We start from the raw sequence: 17257 nt of genomic DNA on the forward strand, positions 1-17257 counted from the left end.
CATGATTCTATACTCTTAATTTCAGAATTAACTCTTTTTCGGTCGTCGCAATTTTTGAGAACCAATTGGTCCTAAAAGTTGGTTGAGTGCCCGCAGTTGTTCAGCTGTTCCCATACAAATCAGTACATCTCCACGCATAAATACTGTATCAGCCATAGGACCACCGATCAATTCACCATTAGCGCGGCGGATGGCAAGAACTAGCGCCCCGGTTTGTACTCGCAACCTTGCTTGTCCTAAAGTTTGACCAACAAAAGGACAACTAGCCGGGTCAAGTAAAAATTCTTCCATGTATAATTGTCTGTCTGTTCCGGAAATGATACCATCGACAAAGTCCATGACTTGAGGTCGCAGAGCAGCAGCAGCCATGCGCTTACCACCAGTTATGTAAGGGGAAATTACGGCATCTGCACCACCTCGCTGTAACTTTTGTAATGCTTCTTCCGTACTTGCTCTGGCGATCGCCCGAATTTCCGGATTCAGTGTTTTTGCTGATAGAACAGTATATAAATTTTCTGCATCGGAAGGCAGTGCGGCAACAATACAAATTGCCTTTTCAATCCCCACCTTAAAAAGAGTTTCATCCAAAGTAGCATCACCTTGGTATACAGTATAACCTTCAGTTTGTGCCTGTTGCACGGATTCTATACTAGAATCAATTACTACAAAAGGAACGTCTTCTGCCCGAAATTCTTTAGCAATTTGACGACCAGTTCGACTAAATCCACAAATAATATAATGCTCAGATAGTGAGTTCATGATGCGTCGCTGTTGTCGTAGTCGAATTCCTTCTTGAAAGTAGCCTTGAATGATCGCTTCTGTAAACCGGTTAACTATATAACCAATCGTAATTACACCCATTAAAATTAAAGCTATGGTAAACAAGCGTCCTTTGCTTCCCAGTGGTCGCGTTTCTCCATAACCAACAGTAGCGAGGGTAATTACAGTCATGTAAGCAGCATCTTCCCAAGACCAGTTTTCCATAAACCGATACCATAAAGTACCAGTGAGGAATACACCGCCAAGGGCAACAACCCCTGCCATTAACTCTCTCTGGATGCGATAATATTTTTGCTCTAGGTTGGAGTACACAATTTTTTCCCACCAGTGCCACTCGTTTGAGGATATCTGACCAATAGCTCAAGTAAAATGATAAATTAGACAAATTAAGAAGATTTTTTGCAGGTGTCTCATAAACATAGCAAATGGTTATAAGATTGGAAGTTTTGAGGAGGTTAAACAAACAACTTATCAGTACTTCTGCCTTTGTTCGTATAGTTTTGTGGAGCAGTTAGGTAGTGAGCATACAAACACTAGTTGGACAAACGACAATAGACCCACAGTTAGGTTTTACCTCATCTAGCGCCTTTGATACAGATCGTTTCGATCAAGCTGTAATGACAACCTATGGGCGATTTGCGATCGCTCTAGAAAAAGGTGAGGGATGCCGCGTTTGGGATACACAGGGGCGGGAATATCTAGACTTTGTGGCAGGAATAGCTACTTGTACCCTGGGACACGCCCACCCAGCGATGGTAGAAACGGTAACAAATCAAATTAAAAAATTACACCACGTTTCTAATTTTTACTACATCCCCGAACAGGGAGAGTTAGCTAATTGGATCGTGCAACATTCCTGCGCTGACCGTGTATTCTTTTGCAACTCAGGTGCCGAAGCAAACGAAGGCGCAATTAAACTTGCGCGAAAATACGCACATACAGTGTTGGAAATTGAAAAACCGATTATTTTAACGGCACATGCGAGTTTCCACGGTAGGACTTTAGCAACGATTACCGCCACAGGGCAACCCAAGTATCAAAAAAACTTTGATCCCTTGATGCCCGGTTTCCACTACGTACCTTACAACGATATCGGCGCGGTGGAAGCAGCAATTAGCGAGTTGGATGAAGGTGATTACCGCGTAGCTGCAATTATGCTAGAGCCACTACAGGGAGAAGGCGGTGTTCGTCCTGGTGATATTAGCTACTTCCAACAGTTACGGCAAATTTGTAATGAAACAGGTATTCTGTTAATTTTTGATGAAGTACAAGTTGGTGTAGGGCGTAGTGGCAATTTATGGGGTTACGAACATTTGGGGGTTGAGCCTGATGTCTTTACCAGTGCGAAAGGCTTGGGCGGTGGTATCCCTATCGGCGCAATGATGTGCAAATCTTTCTGCGATGTGCTTAAGCCTGGGGATCATGCCAGTACTTTTGGTGGAAATCCTTTTGCTTGTGCAGTTGCCCTGACTGTTTGCCAAACTTTGGAAAGGGACAATATTTTGCAGAATGTACAAGCAAGGGGAGAACAATTGCGAGCTGGTTTGAATGCGCTCGCCGTAAAATATCCCCAACATATTGCTGATGTACGTGGTTGGGGTTTAATCAACGGTATGGAGTTACAAGCAGATTCTCCACTCAATGCTGTTGATGTCGTCAAAGCCGCTATTGATGAAGGCTTACTAATAGCTCCAGCAGGACCAAAAGTCCTCCGGTTTGTACCACCTCTAATTGTTAGTGAGGCAGAAGTAAATACTGCACTGCAAATTGTTGACAAACTAATTGCAACAACTGCAACGTAGGCATTAAAGAACAGAAGAATTGTTAATGGTTAATTGTTGATTGCTATTAACCATTAACAATTAACAACTAAATTTGAATCGCAATCTTGGCAACGTCGAAGTCTGTGAGCCGAGTTATCACTCCAGAGTCTTTATCAATGGTGTGTATGTATTTAGGTGACTCATATCTACGCGCACCCAGAGCAATTAATTGGTTTGATGCGGAGCAAACCAAGCTACTGAAGCCACTATTCCAAGGTTGACCGTTAAAGATTAATGGCGTTGTTTGTTGATTGCCGCTATTATCAATTAAGACCAAATTAGTTTCGCCTCGTTGCCCGACATCAATTCTATACAAATTACCATTCGGGCATTCAACCAAATTATTAATCCGTTGGTTTTCAGATAGTATGACCCTATTTGTAATCTCACCAGTCTGGAGATTAATATTGACGAGAGTAAAGGGAGGCATACCGTTCCTGTAACTAACTATACCACTGAGTCCGCCATCTATGCGGGGTACTAGGCTCAGCAGCGTCTCCTGCCTTTCAATTCCTAAGATGGTTAAGGTTATTGGCGACGCACCTAGAGTGATCAAACGAGTGGGTTGTTCCCCTCTATTACTGATATTAGTAACTGCTGCTATAAGTGTGCCATTTCTTAAGGTAGTGAAACCGCTCAGTTGCTCACCGGACACTAGAACAGGCGGAGTCGTTAGTACGCTATTAACCCGACCTGTTTCCAGATTGACTGACTGCTCAACGATTGATTGGGTAACAGATGTAGCTGTTGTGCTATTGATTTCGTTAATATTAGCGGTGCTATCTACTTCAGTAGTGATTGAGTCATTGGTAGTAGCTATAGAACTGCGTATACCTAAGATGACTAAATCAGGCGTTTGTGCAAAAGTTCTACCGAAGAGAGTTCCTAGTGCAGCTACTGTGGTAGTGGCGATCGCCATCTGCCCAAACTGTCTACGTGTTAGCTTCATGTTCATAATATTTGATTCCCAAAATTAGTGTGAACTGATTCGGTTACCCTAATTGAATCCAACTTGCTACTGATGGAACGTTATTATTGTTAGTAATGGATAACATGTAATACCCTGGTGGGGCTAGGTTGCGATTATTTGGAATCGTGACGGTGAGAGTATTGTTAGTTCTAAAGCTAATTGGCACATTTACTAGCCTTTGTTCTGTGTCCAAACCATGAGTTGTTGCCATTGGTCTAGTTATATTTACCCATTTGATATTTTCTGCTTGGGGGGTGCGAATTATGATTGTACTGCCGTATCCACTAAATCCGGGAGCACTTTGAATTACTGGTCGAGGTTGCGACATATACGCCGGACGGTAAATTTCTAAGCGCTGTTCTACAATGCCACGCTCTGGATTTCCTCCGGCTGTAGCGACACTGCCATCTGGTAGAAGCACTGCTACTGAATGATACACACGACCCCTAACATTTGGTGTCTCAACTTGTGTCCAGGTATTCGTCTGTGGATTATAAATCTCTGCGGGTATCAATGACTGTGCTACGTCCTCGTCCGCTCTGCTGCCGTTACAAACAAACACCGTGCGATCTGGCAATATTACTGCATTGTGATGCATCCTGGGATTATTTAAAGAGGGTGCTGCTGTATAAATCGGACTAGGAGCGTTGAGATCAACAATATTAACTCTTGTGGTGGCACTACCATTGCCACCACCGATAATCATCACTTTTTGGTCTTGCGCTGGTGGTAGTAACAAACTTGCTGCTTGGTCGCAAAAATTTGGATTTTCCAATCCAGATATGGGCTGTTCTGTAATACTTTGATTGAATCTGTCTGGGATAGTCAGAATGCGTGGCGATACACCATTGTTGCCGCTAAATTGGGCGCCAGAATAGAAAAGTCTGCCATTGTTGAGTAGGAAAAGATGGGCGTAAAGTGCAATAGGACTGGTTGATTGTGAAAAAATGCTCCAATCATCACCAGTAAAAATTTCTGGGTTTCTGTCGAGGTTGCTACTTTGATCCAATCCAGACAAAGCAAAAATTCTACCACTGCCCAACGTCACGAGAGTTGGATACCAACGCCCTCTATTCATTGATGCCACCTGTATCCATGTCTCGCTAGTTGGAGCAAATACGAAAGTAGCTGTCTCTCCAAAAAATGGGTCATACTGTACAGTGCCGCCTGCAACTAGTAGCCTACCATTTGGTCGAAAAGCCTGACCCGCACAGAAAACATCAATAGGCTCTCCTGTACTATCTAGAGGAATTCTTGGACGAGAGAAGGTTCCGTTACTCACATCCCACAAAGCTGCGCCCAGAGGAGCGTTGGCTATGTTCTTCGGATCGTTACCAGAACCAGAGAAGAACAACACTTTGCCCGTGCGTAGTAAAGCAGCATGGACAGGATTAATCGGACAGTTATAGGGCAATACTTGCCAAGGCATTGATTTATTTTTTTGTGCTAAAATAAAAAAACTAAGATAACTATGCTGTTACTTAGCTACCTTTTAAATAAGACGAATGCCAATTATTAAGCAAGCTTAATGAAATACATTTAGCTACAAATTAGTAATTTAAAATTTAAATCAATTTTGCTTTATAAATAGTGTAAGATTAGACTACTTAACTGCAATTCAGCAAAATAAAAATTAAAAAACAAAAATTGTTTTACTAATAGAAGATTATTGTAGCAAAGTAATGGAAGTGTAAAGGCGATCGCCGCAAAATATCCCCAACATATTCTTGATCTGTAGGGTAGGCATTACCCACCCTAAGAGTATTTCAAAAATCAAATTAGATTTGAATTGCAATCGTGGCAACATCAAAGTCTGTGAGCCGAGTTATCACTCCAGAATTTTTATCAATGGTGTGTAGGTATTTAGGTGACTCATATCTACGCGCACCTAGAGCAATTAATTGGTTCGATGACGAGCAAACCAAGCCACTGAAACCACTATTCCAAGGTTGACTGTTAAAGCTTAATGGCGTTGTTTGCCCCTTGCCCTTATCAATCAACTCCAAATTAGTTTCGCCTCTACGCTCAGTAACGATTCCATAGAGATTGCCATCCGGACATTCAGCAGCACTAGTAACCCGCAGGTTTCCAGGCAGTTTATTTTCCTCTGTAATCTCGCCGTTCTGGAGGTTAATCGTCACTATAGTGAGGGGAGGCGTGCCATTTTTTTTGCCGACTATACCACCCAAGGAGCCATCTCTCCGTGTCAGCAGGCTGAGCAGCGCTTCTTGCCGTTTAATTTCGGAAACAGTCACGGTTCTTGGAGAAGCACCTAGAATGATCAGACGAGTGGGTTGAACGGCGTTCTTACCGAAAGTATTAGTAGACACTACAAGTGTACCATCTTTTAAGGCAGCAAAACCGCTCAGTTGTTCACCAGGTTCTAGAATAGGTGCGGTAGTCAGTGTAGTCGTCTTTACTCCAGTCGCTAAGACTAATGACTGCACGACAATTGGTCGGAGAATCGATGTAACTGTGATGTTGGCGATTTCGTCAATATCTTCTGTACTATCTACTTCGGGAGTGAGCGAGTCATCGGTGCTGGGTACAGAATCAGAAACACCTAATATGACTACTGGTGGCGTCTGTGCAACAGTTCTGTTTATGAGGGTTCCTACAGCAGCAGCGACAGTTGTTGCCGCCGCAACCTGCCCAAACTGTCTGCGTGTTAACTTCAGTTTCATATTTAATTCTTGAAATTACTACATTTTGTCAGGAAAAAAAGTAAGTGCTGTTTTTTTACCAGTCTTCTATTAGCCATGAGTCAACTATGCTAATTGAATCCAACGTGCCACTGAGGGAACGTTATTGTTGTCAGTAATAGACAGCATGTAATAGCCAGGAGGTGCTAGGTTCCGGTTACTCGTTACAGTAACGCTCATAGAAGTACTAGTTCTAGAGTTAATTGGCACATCTACTAGCCGTTGTTCTGTCTCCATGCCATGAGTTGTTGCCATTGGTTTGATCAGATTTACCCATTTAATGTTCCCCGCTTGGGGTGTCCCGATTGTAATTGTCCCACCGTATCCGACGGAAGATGGAGCGCTTTGAATCACGGGTCGTGTTTGTGACATATATGCCGGACTATAAACTTCCAGCCGATATTCAACAATACCCCGGTTGGGATTTCCGCCAGCTACAACAACTCTGCCATCTGGCAGGAGCAGCGCCACTGAATGATAAACACGACCGTTGATATTTGGTGTCTCCACTGCTGTCCAGGTATTCGTTGCCGGGTTGTAAATTTCAGCAGGCAGTGTTGATTGTGCTACGTCCTCGTCTGCTCTACTACCATTACAAACAAACACCGTGCGATTGGGCAACAAGACTGCATTGTGATGCATCCTGGGATTAATTAAAGAGGGTGCTGCCGTATAACTGGGGTTACTCACTTTGAGATCAACAATATTGACTCTTGTAGTTGCACCACCATTGCCGCCACCGATAATCATCACCTTTTGGTCTTGAGCCGGTGGTAGCAACACACTGGCTGCTTGGTTCCCATAATCTGAATTTTGCAATCCAGAAACAGGCTGTTCAGCGATCGCTCGATTGAACCTTCCCGGCAAGGTGAAGATGCGTGGCGATACACCATTGTTCCCGCCTAATTGGGCACCCGAATAGAAAATTTTGCCACTACTGAGCAGAAAAAGGTGGGCATACATTGGAACAGGACTGGTTTGTTGGGAAAAAATGCTCCAACTGCTGCCTGTAAAAACTTCTGGGTTTCTGTCCAGGTTGCCATTTACATCCAAACCCGAAATCGCAAAAATTCTCCCGCTACCCAAAGTTAATACAGTAGGATACCAACGACCCCTATTCATTGATGCCACCTCAGTCCATGTCTCAGTGATGGGGTCAAATACGAAGGTGGCTGTCTCTCCATAGAATGGGTCATACTGTATAGTGCCACCTGCAGCCAACAATCTACCATTAGGTCTGAACGACTGACCTGCGCAGAAAATATCAATTACGTTTCCGGCACTATCAAGTGGGATCGACGGACGAGTGAAGGTACCATTATTCACATTCCACAAAGCAGCACCCGCAGCCGAATTGCCAAAGTTGTTCGGATCGTTACCCGAACCTGTGAAGAACAAGACCTTGCCCGTGTGTAGTAAAGCAGCATGGACAGGATTAATCGGACAGTTGTAGGACAATAATTGCCAAGGCATTTTAGAAAAGTTGTTTGCAAAAATTAAAACAGTTAACGCTGATTAGCTTCAGCGTATGAATTCAAACTTATAACTTTTTTTTCTCTGCTAAAGTTAAAATTTATTTCTACATCTCTACGGGATGTTGCCCATAAAAGGGTAATGCTTCTGCCCAATTAGGACGTTTCCCTTGTTGCCACTCTAAGTATGCCAGTTGCAATATGCTTGTTACCGTCGCTGCTAACTCAGATTTTGCTTCAATGAGTTGATAACTGGTGTTCCAGCTAGCAAGTTTTTCCTGCCATGCAACTGGAGTGAACACAGTATCTGGTAATAAAACTTTAAGTTCAGAAATATCTGGGGTGGGTTGATAGATAGCACCATAAACTTGCCCCCTTTGTGCTGGCATTTGTACGGCAATACAAGAAACTTCATTACTTCTGCCTTCTGCCTTCTGCCCTCTGCCTTCTTTTGACCATGCCACTGCTGCTAATGTGGAAATAGCAAATACAGGAATATTTAATTGTTGTCCCAATGTACGGGCAGTGACAACACCAATTCTAGTACCAGTAAAACCACCTGGTCCCTTTGCTACAGCAATGAATGCTAAGTCTGCCCAAGTTTGCGGTTTGATAAATTCAACTATATATTGATGCATCCGGGTGGATAATTCACGCTCTAAATTCCACACATTAGAACGTGTGTCAAGAGCAAAATTACTCATTGCTAAGCCCAACTCTGGAGTTGTGGTATGTAGCGCCAATCCATATTTTGTTGGTTCGAGATGTTCTAGCTGGGTGTTCAAATCTAGTTGCATTACAAATCAATTAGCAGTCAAGCCTTTCTCAAAATCAACTGTAGCACTGTTTTTTGAGCAGAAATAATATTTGCAGTAATGGTATTTTGACTGAGAGTGCGATCGCTTGCCAATAATATCTATTAATTCTAGTAATATCATATACTAAAAATGACCATAAAAATACGTAAACATATTTATTTAGAACCTCGTCAAGATGCCATCCTCAAGCAGCTTGCCAATCAAACGGAAATTAGTAAATGACTTCTCATAAAACTGAGAATATTCTTTCACTGGCGAATAAATGACAATCTCTTCACCTACTCAAATCTCACCCTTCCACAACCACCAAGCACTCCGGTAAAATCAAAAGTTACGCCACCAACCCAGCATCAACTAGCGTGAAAACAGACACTATATTCTATCGCCTATTCCAAAGCTTCCCCAGCATCTTCTTTGAACTTATCAACCAACCCCCAGAAACCGCCGACACCTACCAATTTTCATCCGTCGAAGTCAAACAACTCGCTTTCCGCATTGATGGCGTATTTCTCCCCAAAAGTAATGCATCATCCCCCATCTACTTCGTCGAAGTCCAATTTCAACCCGATAAAAAATTCTACTCTCGCTTGTTTACGGAAATCTTTCTTTACCTTGATAAAACCAAACTTACCAACAATTGGCGTGGAGTGGTAGTTTATCCAAGTCGCAGTATTGATATAGGAGAAACAGAACGGTATATAGAATTACTCTCATCTGAACGAGTCACGCGCATATATTTGGATGAATTGGGCTCCACAGCAGAACAGTCGATTGGTATTGAGACTGTTAAATTAGTAATAGAGCCTTCGGAGAGTGCACTCACAAAAGCCAGCGAGTTAATCAACCTCGCCAGACAACAAATAGTCTCAGAAATTACCCAACGGGAATTTCTCGAATTGATAGAAACGATTATTGTCTATAAATTCCCTTTGAAAAGTCGAGAGGAGATTGAGCAAATGTTTGGATTTAGGGAGTTAAAACAAACTAAAGTTTATCAAGAAGCCAAGCAAGAAGGTAAAACAGAAGGAAAACTAGAAGGTAAATTGTCAGCAGTTCCTTTTATGTTGAGTTTAGGTGCGACTGTCGAACAAATAGCTGAGGCGTTGGGGTTAGATGTTGAGTTAGTTCGATTGGTAGCTGCTAAAGCTAATGCTAACGAGGAACAAAGTGGCGAATCCTAACACTTTAACTAATCGCGTTTGAAAGCTCGTGCTTTTAATAAAATCATCATATATTCTAATTGCTCGTAAACATCTAACTCAGCTAATTCCATTGGATTTAGTGTCTTCCACTTTCCCGAGAAACAAACAGCCATTTTCTTCTGTGATAACGAATCAATTCACGTCTTGTCACTAGATTTTAACTGTGATTCTTTCACGAATGACTTCTTTGCCAAAAAGTTGTTGCTCTGCAAGTTCTCGATTTGCTATTAAAATTAGCTCGATCGCTTCGTGCAAACTAACTCTCGCTGAAGAAGCGCGTTTTCTCTTGGATGTTTGCACCAGGCAATTCTTGGACGTAACCAATATACCAATTATCTACTTTTTCAAATACAGCAGTAAACGAGTTTTCCATAAAAAATCAAAAATTAGGGTAGGTTGGCAACTTTTATCTTATATTAGCTTGGGAATGCGTAATTGATTGTTGTGCCTCCTGAAGTATGGCATAGGCAGAGCCTATGGGAATGCATTCCCAGCCGGAGGCTGGGAACGAGGAGAGCGGGAGGCTGGGAACGAGGAGGGGAGGAGGAGAGGGCTAATCGGCAAGATTATAAAGTTCACGCCAGGAATTTAACTCTTGCTTCAGGCGCGTGCGCACACCTTCGGGGGAGATGACTTGGCACTGCGATCTATAAGGTAAGATTTCTCTCATGAGCCAAAAGGTATTTGATACCATGCGCTTAACTTGCCTAATTGGTGGTTCGGTGTCTAACCAAATTACGTCACTATCATCAGGTTTGCGTTCGTAACTAAAAGCTAGTCCACCTTGGAGATGCAGCACAACTTCAATTTTGTCTAAGTCATTTTTCCACTTTCTGTCGATAGAAGCTACAGATGCTTCTGTAATTCTATCTAGTCGCAAACTCCAGTTGTGAATTAATGCTGGTAAGTCTTGATTTCCTTCTGATTCTTCACACCAGCAATCTAAATACTGTCGCTTTTCGCGGAAAGTGATCTTGGCATGTAGTACAGTATAGTTCCACTGGCGATCGGCTGCATCTCGATAGGAGAGGCAAAAAGGTTGCTGTTGCAGAATTTGACGCTAGGTCGCTGCAGTCAAATAATCTGTAGCTATACAAATGGGATTAGCAATTGTACATAAGAAGCCTCTCACAGCTTTAGGTAAATTTGCTGGCATGAAAATTCATCCACTAAGAGCCAAACAAGCAGTAACAGAAACTTTATTTTAGCGTGTCGCACTGATACTTTCTAAAATAAGCCAAATTGTGTTAAGTGTTTGAATAAGCTACTTAATTAACCTTTGCATCTCCACTCTATACCTTTCCTCAACCCTACGGAGGTTATAGAGTAGCAGCTAAGTATTTTTTCCCTCATTCAAAATAGAAACAACAGTAAATACTATCAAATTAATCAGCAATAAAATTCGTCAGTTTCCTCGATTACTTTTTTATTTAAAACCTGAATAATAAATTTATTCGCTAGAAGGAACTAATCATAAAAGGAACTACCTACTAGGCGAGAAGTCCACTTTTAATTTTTTCAGAAAAGATTGTTATGAAACTACATTTAGCTTTTGTTTCTGCTTTAGTTCTCGGTGCTACCGCTGCCTTTACACCTGCTGCTTTTGCAGGCACCACCGCAACTGTACCAATCTCAGGTACAGTTGCTTCTACACTGAATATTTCAGCTACCGCTACCGCTGGAGCTAGTACCCTTAACCTAACGAGCGGCGAGAAAATCGTAAAAGTCGCTGACCTTGCTATCGATACCAACAACTCTACAGGTTACACATTAACCGTTAGCTCAGGAAATTTAGCCAACCCTGATTCGGCAACTCCCATCAGCTATCAAGTAAAAGTGGTTGACGGTACTGCAACTGCTCCTGCCTCAGGAGATTTCACTGTTGCTAGTGGTACTGACCTAACTGATGGAACCTCTGTAGCTAATGGTGCTGGTACTAACGGTAAGTCTCTATATATCAAATATACCCCAGCCGCTCTTCAAGACCCAGGCAATTACACTGGAACAATTAACTTAAGTGTAGCTGACAACTCCTAACACAATAATTGTCTGGTGAAATGATGGTATGGGTAGCGTTGTCCGTGCTGCCCTTACCCTGAACTGGCAAAACACCACGATGACATGACTGTAATCCCTATTATGACTTGGTGTAATGTGCAACTTTCCGAAAAATCTCACTCCCCAACCCCCGGTGGGCTTACTTCCCGGCTATGAGACTGGTAATTAAACAAAAGTTACTTTCTTTATTGCTGCTTCTGACTAATATGCAACCTGCTGTTGCCCAACCTTCGATTACGGTATCTGCTAACAGTAATAATAGCAATCTGAATCTAGCAGGTGAGGGTAATACCTTAGAATACATCGTTAAAGTAGCAACATTAGCGCTCTCTGAATTTGGTGCTAATGGTTTTACCTTAACAGTTAGTTTAGGTAATTCAGGAAATTTAGCAAAAGCGGACGGGAAAACTCCGATTCCTTTTCAAGTTACCACAGTTCCTGGGGGTTCAAATCCTCCAGGAGTGACTGCTTTCTCCACTCCATCAGGAAATAACTACACAGTCTCCTCAAATTTAGCCTCACTAGATTTATATATCAAATACAAACCAGCAGCCTTGCAAGATCCTGGTAATTACGGTAGCAGTCTGAATTTAGATGTAGTTGATAACTAGTGGTCTGTCTCATTAATTTTGAGTGATTATAGTCAGTACTAAGCGTGTTTTTTGAGTGATTTTCTGCTCACTAAAAACCCGCAAGTTTTGTGTAGAGTAATAAACTAAAAACTTTTAACTGATTTGCTGTATCAGTTTTCAGCTTCCAGTTTTCAGGTTCATCGCAGATGTGATTCACATCAATTAGACTGAAAGTTTTGGTTGTGAGTAAGACTACACTGCCTGATAAGTACAGATGGTAATGTTCATTGGTTTAAGAGTGCGATCGCACTATTCATTATGATTAAGGCGTTAATACTATGAAATTTTCATTACGACATATTCTATTTACTTGGTGCTTATTACTTTTGGGTGTACAACCCGCTTTAGCATTCAAATTGCTGCCGATGTCTAGAGTCTTTACTCCCAGTGGTTTAGGTGCAACTCAGTCCTATGAAATTGTCAACGATGCCAATGAACCACTGGCAGTGGAAATGTCTGTGGTTAAACGACAAATGGATGTAACAGGTAGAGAAAGCTACTCTGATGCTGATGATGACTTTCTGATTTATCCACCACAAATTTTGCTGAAAGCTGGTGAAAAACAAACTGTACGTGTAACTTGGTTAGGTGATTCCAAACCAACATTAGAACTAGCATATCGTCTGATAGCACAGCAAGTGCCAATCGAATTGCAGCCGAATCAAAACAATCAAACAAGACCTGTAGGTCAAGTAAAAATATTAATGCGCTACATGGGTTCTATTTTTATCCGTCCCTCAAATGTTCAACAGAAAGTGGTGGTAGATACCGTAAAACTGCAAAAAGGTAACAACGGTGCCAATGAGTTAGCTATTACCTTAAACAATCAAGGTAATGCTCGTGCAATTTTGAAAAAATCCAGCTTACATCTAACTGCTCAAGGGCAAGGAACAACAGTTCATCTTAACCCTGAACAACTAGTAGGAATAAACAATGCTGTGATTCTTGCTGGAAACAAACGTCGCTTTGTGATTCCTTGGCCTGTTGGTTTACCTGTCGGTGAAGTATCAGCCACATTTAATTTTGAGCAAGGAAAGTAAAAACCTTATTTAGCTAATAATCTCTAGATCAAAACTCTTCAAAAATGCAATGTAGATACGTATTTTTATCTATGTGTTGTATTGTGGTATTATTTTCTACACCAATTTCAGCACAAACTCAACCAGAACAAACTACCACTATAGAAAACAAAGAAGAACTATTTAAAAAAGTCTTTAGCAGACCAAAAACGACTGGTCTACAATCAGTAATAGTTCCTTTTTTTATTGATGGACAACACAATGGTCAGACTACCATTGTGTTGTCTCCTGGTGGTATACCCGCAGTTCGCTTGCAAGCAGCACCAGTCTTAGAAGAAATTGCCAAATATGTCCGTTCTGATCTTCAAAAACAACTGATAACAGTAGTTGATACTGAAGGAAATCTCTCCTTAGAAGTGTTGCAAAAAAATGGTTTAATAGCAGCCTTTAATGAGCGAACATTAGAGTTACAAATCCAGATACCACCGACACAGCGAAAGACAAATATTTACCAATCCCGACAGCAAGGCATACCTCCGGAAGCAGAAAATGCCCTGCCTCCTAGTACAGTTAGTGGCTATGTCAATTTGCGTGGTGGGCAAGAGTTTATTTGGTCAGATAACCAGGTGACAACTTCAGGACGCCAACCACTGCGCTTAGATGTAGAGGGGGCTGTGAACATCAACGGCTGGGTGTTAGAAGGTAGTAGTAATTTTACTGAAGGAGCAAAGGCTCCTTTGACACGAGGTAATTTGCGCCTAGTCAAAGATGATCCCGCTAATTCCCTACGCTACGTTTTTGGTGATGTTTCTACTCCCGTTACTGGTTATCAAAGAAGCATACCAATGGCAGGAATTACCGTGACGAAAAACTTTTCGCTACAACCATATCGGGTAACAAGACCTATCAGTCAATTTGAATTCTTTTTAGAAACTCCATCAAAGGTTGAAGTATTTGTTAACAATCGCTTAGTTAATACCTTACAATTACCTGCTGGTAAACAAGATATCCGCGACCTGCCTCTAGCAGTTGGTGCTAACGATGTTCAATTGCTAATTACTGATAATGTGGGTCGTGTTTCTCGACTTAACTTTTCTACTGCTCTGGCTAACGATTTACTCGCCCCAGGTTTACAACAATTCGCCTATGGCTTTGGTTTCCCTGCTCGTATAGAAAATGGAATTTATACTTATGATTGGCAACGTCCAACACTTTCATTATCCCATCGTTGGGGTTTATCTAACAATCTGACGATGGGCGGATATTTACAAGGCGATGCTAAACAACAGATGGTAGGTATTGAAGGAGTTATGGCAACGTCATTAGGGAATTTTGGCTGGGATGCTGCTCTTAGTAATACCAGTAATATTGGTACTGATTATGCAGTCAAATTGCGTTATGACTATTTAAAATTAGGTAATAATAATCCTTCAGAGCGTACATTCAATGTTGTCATAGAGCATCGTGGTTCTAATTTTATGTCTTGGGGAGACGAGACTAATAAAAATAAGTATGATTGGGATATTTCTGCTAGTTATGGACAAAAAATATTCAATGACATTAATGCTAATTTAAGTGCCAAATATCAGTTTGGAAATGGCAGTACACCTGACAGAAGTACAATTAATCTTAGCTTGTCAAAAAATTTTAGAAACGGCTTGGGGATTAATTTTAATATCAGCCAAAGTCTTAATAGTACTGGACAAGATGAGCAACGTGTTTACATCAGCCTTTCTTGGTTGAGAACGCAGCAACAACAATCGCTACGCACCAACACAGAAATTAACAATAAATATGGAATAGATAACCAAATTAGTTGGAACTATAATTCTTCAGAACCTATTGGTGGAATTAGAAGTTCAGTAAATGCTACACAAAACTCTAATACTCAACAAGTATCTAGTCAGTTATCTTATACAAATTATAGGGGCAACATTGATATTGCTCATGCATTATATACCTTGGATGATGGCAGTATTAGTAATAAAACTAAGTTAACTTTTGGTACAGCTATAGTTTTTGCTGACGGCTATTTTGGATGGTCGCGTCCTGTAGAAAATAGTTTTGCGTTAGTAGTTCCTCATCACAACTTAGAGGGGCGAACTATTGGAATTAACCCAGCTATAAACGGCTATAATGCACGCATCGATAGCTTAGGTCCAGGAATTATTCCTAATCTTCAACCATACAACGTTTCTAATATTAAAATTGATAGCTCGAATCTTCCTTTGGGATACAATTTAGGCAAAGAATATTATGCAGTTTTACCAAGTTATAAAAGTGGTACTCTAATTCGTGTTGGTACAGATGCTACAGTTTTCCTGAAAGGTAAGTTGGTATCAGTTGATGGTAAAGCAGTTGCCCTACAATCTGGTAAGATTATTTCGCTTTCAGACCCTAATTGGCAAACATTAACGCTGTTTACTAATAAAGCAGGTAAGTTTGCATTACCAGGGTTAAAGCCAGGATACTATGAAATGCGTTTGCTTGGTGATTTACAGCAGGCAGTGCGCTTTGAGATTCCTGCCAATCAAGCTGGACTATACGATATCGGAACTTTAACATTCTCTACCCAAACAACATCAAATTAGCTAGCATCAGCAATTAATGCCCCCACATGAATGCGTGGGGTACTAATTATGAATTATGAGTTATTAATTATATTTGCAAGCATAGTCTAACAAGGCAAATGAACACTTACAATAGTTCCTTTTTCAGGAATGCTATCGATTGTAAATTCACCACCATATAATTTTACTATATGCTGAACAATAGCCAGCCCTAAACCAAAGCCTTGTTGTTCCCATAACTTTCGATTAAATTGTACAAAAGCTCCAATTTTATTAATTTCTTCAGTTGTCATACCTTTACCATTATCAATTACATATAAATTAAATTTACTACCTTCTACCTTACTCATAACTTTAATTTCGCTGTTTGCTAAAGAAAATTTAAAAGAATTATCAAGTAGTTCTTTTATAATAAGACTAAATTTTTCTTCTGGTAATTGTACTGTTGATTCTTGGATATCTAGCTTTAAATCTTTTTGTCTACAGTGTTTTGTAGCTTGTTTGATAGCTACTTCACTAATAATTTTCTCAGCAAGACATTTATCTCTTTTTTCTTGAATTTGACTGATTTTTTCAGGATCTTTGGCTATTAATTCCAGATTAATATATAATAAAAATCTTTGAATTAATGCATTCAAGCGATTGGCAGATGTGTAAATTAATTCTGCAATTTCGACTTCTTCAGAGTCAGGCATGAACTCAAAATTTTCTATTAACAACTTTGACATACCAAGAATACCATTTAAAGGAGTATTCAATTCGTGAGGTAATGAGTGAGCAATATTCATTCTGAGTTCATCTAGTTTGGCTTGAGCTTGGCGCTCCAGCAAAGCGTGTTTCTCAAGACGAGAAGTGATCGCGTTGAGTAGTTCTTCAGGAGTAAATGGTTTAGTCAAATAATCATCAGCCCCAAAATCCATCCCCTGACGAAAATCTGAACGCTCTGCTTTAGCAGTGACAAATATTAAAGGTATATTAATAGTTGCTTCGTTTTGACGTAAAGCAGACAGTACGCTGAAGCCATCTAACTCTGGCATCATGATGTCGCAGATAATTAAATCAGGTAATTTGGTTTTGGCAATTTCTAATCCAATTTGACCGTTTGGGGCTATCAAAGTATTAAAATCAGAAAGTTGCAAAATTTCCTGAATATTTTCCCTAACTTGAGGTTCGTCTTCTATGATTAAAATTGTGTTCATTTTAGCAAAATA

The 17257-nt window shown here is 40.8% G+C and carries 16 protein-coding genes; 6 read left to right on the forward strand and 10 right to left on the reverse strand.

Annotation, left to right across the window (positions count from 1 at the left end):
- Nucleotides 1–27: 27 nt before the first annotated feature.
- Nucleotides 28–1092 (reverse strand): NAD-binding protein, encoded by a 1065-nt coding sequence (locus tag ICL16_RS26900; RefSeq protein ID WP_190834192.1) that lies wholly within the window; start codon nt 1090–1092, stop codon nt 28–30.
- 206 nt (nt 1093–1298) lie between these two features.
- On the opposite strand from ICL16_RS26900, the gene ICL16_RS26905 reads away from it, so the two are divergent.
- Nucleotides 1299–2582 carry an acetylornithine/succinylornithine family transaminase gene (locus tag ICL16_RS26905; protein ID WP_190834195.1) on the forward strand — a complete coding sequence of 428 codons (1284 nt, stop codon included), beginning with the start codon at nt 1299–1301 and terminating at the stop codon, nt 2580–2582.
- Between the two features lie 67 nt (nt 2583–2649).
- Here the strand turns inward: ICL16_RS26905 and ICL16_RS26910 are convergent, their stop codons facing one another.
- From ICL16_RS26910 to tsaB, 5 genes are all read right to left on the reverse strand, one after another.
- Complete coding sequence (locus tag ICL16_RS26910; RefSeq protein WP_190834197.1) at nt 2650–3558, reverse strand: hypothetical protein; 909 nt, start codon at nt 3556–3558, stop codon at nt 2650–2652.
- Between the two features lie 37 nt (nt 3559–3595).
- Nucleotides 3596–5002 carry a galactose oxidase-like domain-containing protein gene (locus ICL16_RS26915; protein WP_190834199.1) on the reverse strand — a complete coding sequence of 469 codons (1407 nt, stop codon included), beginning with the start codon at nt 5000–5002 and terminating at the stop codon, nt 3596–3598.
- A gap of 349 nt (nt 5003–5351) precedes the next feature.
- Nucleotides 5352–6257 carry a hypothetical protein gene (locus ICL16_RS26920; protein WP_190834202.1) on the reverse strand — a complete coding sequence of 302 codons (906 nt, stop codon included), beginning with the start codon at nt 6255–6257 and terminating at the stop codon, nt 5352–5354.
- Nucleotides 6258–6341: 84 nt separating this feature from the next.
- Nucleotides 6342–7748 (reverse strand): glyoxal oxidase, encoded by a 1407-nt coding sequence (locus tag ICL16_RS26925; RefSeq protein WP_190834213.1) that lies wholly within the window; start codon nt 7746–7748, stop codon nt 6342–6344.
- A gap of 106 nt (nt 7749–7854) precedes the next feature.
- Nucleotides 7855–8544 (reverse strand): tRNA (adenosine(37)-N6)-threonylcarbamoyltransferase complex dimerization subunit type 1 TsaB, encoded by a 690-nt coding sequence (gene tsaB / locus ICL16_RS26930; RefSeq protein ID WP_238360972.1) that lies wholly within the window; start codon nt 8542–8544, stop codon nt 7855–7857.
- Between the two features lie 380 nt (nt 8545–8924).
- On the opposite strand from tsaB, the gene ICL16_RS26935 reads away from it, so the two are divergent.
- On the forward strand, nt 8925–9746 hold the full coding sequence (locus tag ICL16_RS26935; RefSeq protein WP_190834215.1) for an Rpn family recombination-promoting nuclease/putative transposase: 822 nt from the start codon (nt 8925–8927) through the stop codon (nt 9744–9746).
- 8 nt (nt 9747–9754) lie between these two features.
- On the opposite strand, the gene ICL16_RS46935 is transcribed toward ICL16_RS26935, so the two are convergent.
- The 3 genes from ICL16_RS46935 to ICL16_RS26945 form a co-directional block, all read right to left on the reverse strand.
- Nucleotides 9755–9880, reverse strand: a complete 126-nt coding sequence (locus tag ICL16_RS46935) for a hypothetical protein (protein WP_273039542.1) — start codon at nt 9878–9880, stop codon at nt 9755–9757.
- 37 nt (nt 9881–9917) lie between these two features.
- Complete coding sequence (locus ICL16_RS26940; protein WP_238360973.1) at nt 9918–10067, reverse strand: hypothetical protein; 150 nt, start codon at nt 10065–10067, stop codon at nt 9918–9920.
- 253 nt (nt 10068–10320) lie between these two features.
- Entirely contained in the window at nt 10321–10647 is a 327-nt protein-coding gene (locus ICL16_RS26945) for a hypothetical protein (protein WP_475579820.1), read from the reverse strand.
- A gap of 653 nt (nt 10648–11300) precedes the next feature.
- Here ICL16_RS26945 and ICL16_RS26950 point away from each other — a divergent pair.
- From ICL16_RS26950 to ICL16_RS26965, 4 genes are all read left to right on the forward strand, one after another.
- Nucleotides 11301–11804, forward strand: a complete 504-nt coding sequence (locus ICL16_RS26950) for a hypothetical protein (protein WP_190834218.1) — start codon at nt 11301–11303, stop codon at nt 11802–11804.
- A gap of 173 nt (nt 11805–11977) precedes the next feature.
- Nucleotides 11978–12436 (forward strand): hypothetical protein, encoded by a 459-nt coding sequence (locus ICL16_RS26955; RefSeq protein ID WP_190834220.1) that lies wholly within the window; start codon nt 11978–11980, stop codon nt 12434–12436.
- A gap of 299 nt (nt 12437–12735) precedes the next feature.
- Entirely contained in the window at nt 12736–13497 is a 762-nt protein-coding gene (locus ICL16_RS26960) for a fimbrial biogenesis chaperone (protein WP_190834222.1), read from the forward strand.
- A gap of 83 nt (nt 13498–13580) precedes the next feature.
- The gene (locus tag ICL16_RS26965; RefSeq protein ID WP_337907129.1) at nt 13581–16067 is read left to right on the forward strand and encodes a fimbria/pilus outer membrane usher protein; all 2487 of its coding nucleotides are present in this window, start codon (nt 13581–13583) and stop codon (nt 16065–16067) included.
- A gap of 86 nt (nt 16068–16153) precedes the next feature.
- Here the strand turns inward: ICL16_RS26965 and ICL16_RS26970 are convergent, their stop codons facing one another.
- Complete coding sequence (locus tag ICL16_RS26970; RefSeq protein WP_190834228.1) at nt 16154–17245, reverse strand: hybrid sensor histidine kinase/response regulator; 1092 nt, start codon at nt 17243–17245, stop codon at nt 16154–16156.
- Nucleotides 17246–17257: the final 12 nt, after the last annotated feature.

The organism is Iningainema tapete BLCC-T55 (genome assembly GCF_014698965.1).
In the GTDB taxonomy this organism is placed as follows: Bacteria; Cyanobacteriota; Cyanobacteriia; order Cyanobacteriales; family Nostocaceae; genus Iningainema; species Iningainema tapete.

What these genes read in the sequence shown, in the direction of transcription:
- ICL16_RS46935 (WP_273039542.1), bottom strand. Translation starts at nt 9,880, where the DNA reads ATGGCTGTTTGTTTCTCGGGAAAGTGGAAGACACTAAATCCAATGGAA.
- ICL16_RS26955 (WP_190834220.1), top strand. Translation starts at nt 11,978, where the DNA reads ATGAGACTGGTAATTAAACAAAAGTTACTTTCTTTATTGCTGCTTCTG.
- ICL16_RS26915 (WP_190834199.1), bottom strand. Translation starts at nt 5,002, where the DNA reads ATGCCTTGGCAAGTATTGCCCTATAACTGTCCGATTAATCCTGTCCAT.
- tsaB (WP_238360972.1), bottom strand. Translation starts at nt 8,544, where the DNA reads ATGCAACTAGATTTGAACACCCAGCTAGAACATCTCGAACCAACAAAA.
- ICL16_RS26960 (WP_190834222.1), top strand. Translation starts at nt 12,736, where the DNA reads ATGAAATTTTCATTACGACATATTCTATTTACTTGGTGCTTATTACTT.
- ICL16_RS26950 (WP_190834218.1), top strand. Translation starts at nt 11,301, where the DNA reads ATGAAACTACATTTAGCTTTTGTTTCTGCTTTAGTTCTCGGTGCTACC.
- ICL16_RS26925 (WP_190834213.1), bottom strand. Translation starts at nt 7,748, where the DNA reads ATGCCTTGGCAATTATTGTCCTACAACTGTCCGATTAATCCTGTCCAT.
- ICL16_RS26970 (WP_190834228.1), bottom strand. Translation starts at nt 17,245, where the DNA reads ATGAACACAATTTTAATCATAGAAGACGAACCTCAAGTTAGGGAAAAT.
- ICL16_RS26910 (WP_190834197.1), bottom strand. Translation starts at nt 3,558, where the DNA reads ATGAACATGAAGCTAACACGTAGACAGTTTGGGCAGATGGCGATCGCC.
- ICL16_RS26920 (WP_190834202.1), bottom strand. Translation starts at nt 6,257, where the DNA reads ATGAAACTGAAGTTAACACGCAGACAGTTTGGGCAGGTTGCGGCGGCA.